This is a genomic window from Pseudomonas sp. FW305-96, from assembly GCF_058783825.1.
Window position 1 is genome coordinate 13,687 of sequence record NZ_JBYSYW010000053.1, and the last position, 5,896, is coordinate 19,582.

At 64.9% G+C, this 5,896-nt stretch carries 4 protein-coding genes; 2 read left to right on the forward strand and 2 right to left on the reverse strand.

The genetic code is table 11. The features are described from left to right. The first annotated feature begins 209 nt into the window (after positions 1-209). Positions 210-1,097, forward strand: coding sequence for a DUF2242 domain-containing protein (locus AC3WL2_RS25110; protein ID WP_102685475.1), 888 nt, complete (start codon positions 210-212; stop codon positions 1,095-1,097). Positions 1,098-1,301: 204 nt separating this feature from the next. On the opposite strand, the gene AC3WL2_RS25115 is transcribed toward AC3WL2_RS25110, so the two are convergent. Next, positions 1,302-2,342: an AraC family transcriptional regulator gene (locus tag AC3WL2_RS25115; protein ID WP_102685476.1), complete on the reverse strand. Its 1,041-nt coding sequence runs from the start codon at positions 2,340-2,342 to the stop codon at positions 1,302-1,304. A 4-nt stretch (positions 2,343-2,346) separates the two neighbouring features. Then, positions 2,347-3,465, reverse strand: coding sequence for a carbon-nitrogen hydrolase family protein (locus AC3WL2_RS25120; protein WP_102685477.1), 1,119 nt, complete (start codon positions 3,463-3,465; stop codon positions 2,347-2,349). 204 nt (positions 3,466-3,669) lie between these two features. On the opposite strand from AC3WL2_RS25120, the gene AC3WL2_RS25125 reads away from it, so the two are divergent. Next, positions 3,670-5,706, forward strand: a complete 2,037-nt coding sequence (locus AC3WL2_RS25125) for an NADPH-dependent 2,4-dienoyl-CoA reductase (protein ID WP_102685478.1) — start codon at positions 3,670-3,672, stop codon at positions 5,704-5,706. The last annotated feature ends 190 nt before the right edge of the window (positions 5,707-5,896 follow it).

Here is a 5,896-nt window from a genome sequence, read left to right on the forward strand (position 1 = left end):
TCCGCTGCGCCATCTTCGCCTCGAGGCCCTTTGAACACCTCGAAGCAACGGAAAAGCGACCTTAGGGTCGCTTTTTTCGTTTCAGCAGCTTGTCCGGCCATGGGCAGGGATTTCCAATAATGCTGACAGACTCTTCACCGATCAAAGGTTTCAGCCGCTGATCGATGTGATGCACAATACGCCCCATTCGTTTCTTCCCGGAATTGGCAATGTCTAGATCAACCGTCTATGGCGCGCTCGGGCTGGCCCTCGTGCTGGCGGGCGTGTCCGGCTGTTCCTCGAAAAAGGCCGCCGTCTACGAGCACGAGAACTTCGATGACTCGGGCACCTTTTCCCGCACCTTTGCCACCAGCGAGGCCGGCTCCTGCGAGGCGGCGCGGCGTGCGCTGCTCAGCCAGGGCTACATCATCACCAGCAGCGATGCCAATCAGGTCGCCGGCAACAAGAGCTTCCAGCAGAACGCCGAGAATCACCTGCAGATCAGTTTCAACATCACCTGCGTGCCGGACATGAGCGACAAGCAGCGCTCGACCATGTTCGCCAACGCCCTGCAGGATCGCTACGCCCTGAAGAAGTCCAACACTTCCGCCAGCCTTGGCGTTGGCGTGCTGGGTTCGGTGTCGATGCCGATCGGCTCCACCGACGACTCCATGGTCAAGGTGGCCAGCGAGACGGTCACCGCCGCGCAGTTCTACGATCGTTACTTCGCCCTGGTGGAAAGCTACCTGCCGAAACCGAAGAAGCCGGAGAAGTCCGAACCCGCCGCCGAGCCGAAGGTGGAGAAACCTGCCGCCGACCTGGGCCTGCCGGAGCCTGCGCCTGCTGCCCTGGCGCCCGTACCGCAGCCCGTCACCCCGGTAGCCGAAAGTGTGGCCGAGACACCGGCCCCGGTATCGACACCGGTTGCTGCCGCCCCTGCCGCAGCGCCTGCGCCCGTTGCCACTCCAGCGCCTCCCGTGCCGTCGAGCGAGGCCCCGGCCGCGCCGGTGGTGGATGACAGCAAGGGTTCGCAACCCATCGCGCCGCCTGTCGAGCCAGCGCCGATCCAGGTCCAGCAGGAAGCTCCGGCGGCAGAGCAGGCGCCGGCGCCACTCTGACTCGTCGATAACTTCCTGGGTGCCTGCTACGTTTATCGTTCATAGGGCTGTAATCATTCTGTCATTACGCTGGCTTAGGTTGGCGCAATGACAGAAGAACGACGAATGAGGGGGCGTGAAGATGGACGATTACCAGGAAGAACTGCTCGAGTTCCAGGCCTATGAGCTGGACCTGCCGGAGCCGGCCGACGACGCCACCGAGCTCTAACCGACTTGCCGCTGATGGCGGCGAAACTCCCCCGGGGTCAGCCCCGTCCAGCGCTTGAACGCGCGCTGGAACGCCTCTGCCGAGGCGAAGCCCAGCAGATAGGCTATCTCGCCGAAGGCCAGTTCCGTATCGCGGATATAGGTCTCGGCCAGGTCACGCCGTGTGTCGTTGAGCAGGTTGCGAAAGCGCGTGCCTTCCTCGGCCAGCTTGCGGCGCAACGTCCAGGTCGGCAGCTGCAGGTGCCGCGCCACTTCCTCCAGGTCCGGTTCGTGCCCGCCATTGAGCAGTGGGCCCAGCAGATGGGTGATGCGCTCGCCCAGGCTGCGCACACGGGTGCGCTGGGCCAGTTCCGCTTCGCACAGCTGCAGCAAGTGCTGCCAGGTACTGGGGCAGTGCTGCAGGTTCGGCAGGTCCAGGGTGGCCCGGCTCAGGCGCAGTTGGTTGGCGGTGCCGCCGAAATGCACGGTGCCCGTACACAAGCCTTGGTATTGCGCGGCGTAGGCGGGAGTGTCGAATTCGATCTCAAGACGTTCGGCTTGCACCGGCCTGGCGGTGAGGGCGCCGAGCTGCGCCAGCCAGCCCGCGAGCATCGAGTCGACCACGAAGTGGTTGTAGCTGTTGTAGGGGCTGATGGAATAGAACCTCAACCAAGCGCCCTGGGCGTCTTCGTGGAAACTCGAACGGCCCCGGTAGTTGGCGGCATACAACGGTTCGAAGCGCAGCAGGGTGCGGGCGGCTTCGCCGAGGGTGGGTGCCTGCGCGGCAGTCACCCCGGCCAGCCCTGCCTGGGCCAGGCGGCTCAGGCGTCCCATGTGCAAGCCCAGGGCCGGTTCGGCGGACAAGGCGATCGCCGCATGGCCCAGGTGCATGTAGCGCGGAATCGATAGGCGCGCGCCTGGCTCGGCCAGGCGCCTGGCGTCGAGGCCGTAGCGCAGCAGCAGCGGCTGCGGGTCGTGGCCGAGCATGGCCAGTGCTTCGGCCAGGGGCTGAACGAAACCTACTGACAGATCACCCAGGCGTACGCGGGGGCGGGGCATGGCGTCACAGCCACAGGTTGAGCAGGCGCGCACCGTGGCTGTCGTTGCCGACCCACAGTGTGCCGCTTTGGCTGGCAAAGCCCTGGCCGTCGCTACCCAGCTCCCAGAACTGGCCACGCATGAACACGCTCATGCTCGGGGTGCTGTCATTGGCGGCCAGTGGTAGTTGCTGCCAGGCACGTTGCTCACTGACCTCGCCGCGTTGCAATGGCAGGTCGGCGGCCTGTGCCTGGTGGCGGTTGCCGCGCCAGGGCGCTTGCCAGCTCTGTTTGCCGCTGAGGAACACCGGGTTGGCAATCAGCTGCACCGACTGCGCGGCCAGTTGCCGGTGGTTGGCCGGGTACCAGCTGTCGCTTCCGATCAGCACGCCCAGGCGCCCGGCGGGGGTATCCAGCACATGCAGGGGGTGTTGCTGGCCACCTTGGATGTAGCGTCGGCTTTCGCTGTCGGGGTACTGCTGGTGCTGAGGCTGGCCGAGCACCGAGCCGTCGCTGGCGAACACCAGGCTGCTGTTGTAAAGCGGGCCGTTGCCGGTGCGCAGCACGCCATTTTCGACGTAGGGCGCGGGCAGGACGATAGAGCCCGCCACCAGGGTGACACCGAACTCGCGGGCCAGGTTGCCGAACAGCTGCTGGTAGTCGGCGGCCATCTGCGCGGCCTTCATGCGCAGGTGGGCGTCCGAACGGCGGTCGTCGCCGCTGGCGGCGAGCATCGCCAGGCCGTAGCGCAGCGGGTTGCTCAACTCCAGCCACTGCCAGGCCTCGCTGCGCTGGGTAACCTGGTACAGCTCGCGCTTTTCGCCACGAGCCCACAGCCAGGTGCCGATATGCTCGGGCAGGACCACCACGGTGCGCGGGTTGACCAGCCCCTGGGCACGGGCCTGCTCCAGGTAGGCCGAGAGTTTGCGGTGCAGGCGTGTCAGGTTCTGGTAGTCGCCCGGATATAGCAACGGTTCGACCCCCAGCAGGTTGCCGTGCTCGCCTGGCACGCCCTGGTTGAGGGCCAGCTCGATGCGCAGGTCGGACAGGTAATGGCCTTCCGGACGCTGCAGGGTCCAGAAGCCATAGCCACAGAGGGCAGCGAGGGTGACCAGCGCCAGGGCGCCGGCTAGCAGTTTGCGCATGGAACGGTCCAGCGTTGTGCGGTAGAGGTGCCTTAGGGTAGACCTGCTGTGCAGCAGGATCAATAAGTTGTCAGTTTCGATCATTGAGCGTGTTCAAACGCCTGTTTAATGTCGGCCTCAGACAACCGACGGGCCCCGCGAGCTGGTGTAGACAGCGGCAGAGGCGCCCGCATTCCGTGATCCTGCCAACTGTGGAGTCCATCCATGGCGACCGACCGTTACCCGCACCTGCTGGCCCCCCTCGACCTGGGTTTCACCACCTTGCGCAACCGCACCCTGATGGGGTCGATGCACACAGGCCTCGAAGAGCGCCCCGGCGGCTTCGAACGCATGGCCGCGTACTTCGCCGAGCGTGCCCGTGGTGGCGTCGGCCTGATGGTCACCGGTGGCATCGCGCCCAACGATGAAGGCGGCGTGTACTCCGGCGCGGCCAAGCTCAGCACCGAGGAAGAGGCTGCCAAGCACCAGGTCGTCACCGAGGCCGTGCATGCCGCCGGTGGCAAGATCTGCCTGCAGATCCTCCATGCCGGGCGCTATGCCTACAGTCCGAAACAGGTGGCGCCCAGCGCCATCCAGGCACCGATCAACCCGTTCAAGCCCAAGGAGCTGGACGAGGAGGGCATCGAGAAGCAGATCCGCGATTTCGTCACCTGCGCAAGCCTGGCCCAGCGCGCCGGCTACGACGGCGTCGAGATCATGGGTTCGGAAGGCTACTTCATCAACCAGTTCCTCGCCGCCCACACCAACCACCGCACCGACCGCTGGGGCGGCAGCTATGAGAACCGCATGCGCCTGGCCGTGGAAATCGTGCAGCGGGTGCGCGAGGCGGTGGGGCCGAACTTTATCATCATCTTCCGCTTGTCGATGCTCGACCTGGTCGAGGGCGGCAGCACCTGGGACGAGATCGAGCTGCTGGCCAAGGCCATCGAGCAGGCCGGCGCCACGCTGATCAACACAGGTATCGGCTGGCACGAGGCGCGCATCCCGACCATCGCCACCAAGGTGCCACGCGCGGCGTTCAGCAAGGTCACCGCCAAGCTGCGCGGCGTGGTGAAGATCCCGTTGATCACCACCAACCGCATCAATACCCCGGAAGTGGCCGAGGCGGTGCTGGCCGAGGGCGATGCCGACATGGTCTCCATGGCCCGGCCGTTCCTGGCCGACCCCGATTTCGTCAACAAGGCCGCCGAAGGCCGTGGCGACGAGATCAACACCTGTATCGGCTGCAACCAGGCGTGCCTGGACCACACTTTCGGCGGCAAGCTGACCAGCTGCCTGGTCAACCCGCGTGCCTGCCATGAGACGGAGCTCAACTACCTGCCTGTGCAGGCGGTCAAGCGCATCGCCGTGGTTGGCGCCGGACCGGCGGGCCTGGCGGCCGCCACCGTGGCTGCCGAGCGCGGCCATGCAGTGACGCTGTTCGATGCTGCCGGCGAGATCGGCGGGCAATTCAATGTGGCCAAGCGGGTGCCGGGCAAGGAGGAGTTCTACGAGACCCTGCGTTACTTCCGCAACAAGGTGAAGTCCACTGGTGTCGAGCTGCGCCTGAACACTCGTGTTGATGTAGCTGCGCTGGTGGCCGGCGGGTTCGACGAGGTCATTCTGGCCACCGGCATTGCCCCGCGCACGCCGGCCATTCCCGGCATCGACAATGCCAAGGTGCTGAACTACCTGGACGTGCTGCTCGAGCGCAAGCCGGTGGGCGAGCGGGTGGCGGTGATTGGTGCTGGTGGTATCGGTTTCGATGTGTCCGAGTACCTGGTGCACAAGGGCGTGGCCACCAGCCAGGACCGTGAGGCGTTCTGGAAGGAATGGGGCATTGATACGCAGCTGGAGGCCCGTGGTGGTGTGGCCGGGGTGAAGGCAGAGCCTCATGCGCCGGCGCGCCAGGTCTATCTGCTGCAACGCAAGAAGACCAAGGTTGGCGACGGCCTGGGCAAGACCACCGGCTGGATCCACCGCACGGGGCTGAAGAACAAGCAGGTGCAGATGCTCAACAGCGTCGAGTACCTGGGCGTCGACGATGCCGGCCTGCATGTGCGCATCGGCGAGGGCGAGCCGCAGGTGCTGGCGGTGGACAACATCGTCGTCTGCGCGGGGCAGGAGCCGCTGCGCGAGTTGCATGACGGCCTTGTGGCGGCCGGGCAATCAGTGCACTTGATCGGTGGCGCTGATGTGGCGGCTGAGCTTGATGCCAAGCGGGCGATTAACCAAGGGTCGAGATTGGCGGCCGAATTGTAATTGTTTGAACAGGTGATGAGCCAACTTTCACAGGTGAGGTGGTGATACACCTTTCCTTTGGGAGTTGGCTTGTCAGCGAGTAGTTGTAACTGAAGAAGCACTGCGAGTAGTCTTCATATACTCCATGTGTCTTACTCTTGCTCTTGCTCTTGCTCTTGCTCTTGCTCTTGCTCTTGCTCTTGCTCTTGCT

Bases quoted from the DNA above. Each gene is read 5' to 3' on its own strand.
- AC3WL2_RS25115 (WP_102685476.1), bottom strand. From the start codon at position 2,342: ATGCCCCGCCCCCGCGTACGCCTGGGTGATCTGTCAGTAGGTTTCGTT.
- AC3WL2_RS25120 (WP_102685477.1), bottom strand. From the start codon at position 3,465: ATGCGCAAACTGCTAGCCGGCGCCCTGGCGCTGGTCACCCTCGCTGCC.
- AC3WL2_RS25125 (WP_102685478.1), top strand. From the start codon at position 3,670: ATGGCGACCGACCGTTACCCGCACCTGCTGGCCCCCCTCGACCTGGGT.
- AC3WL2_RS25110 (WP_102685475.1), top strand. From the start codon at position 210: ATGTCTAGATCAACCGTCTATGGCGCGCTCGGGCTGGCCCTCGTGCTG.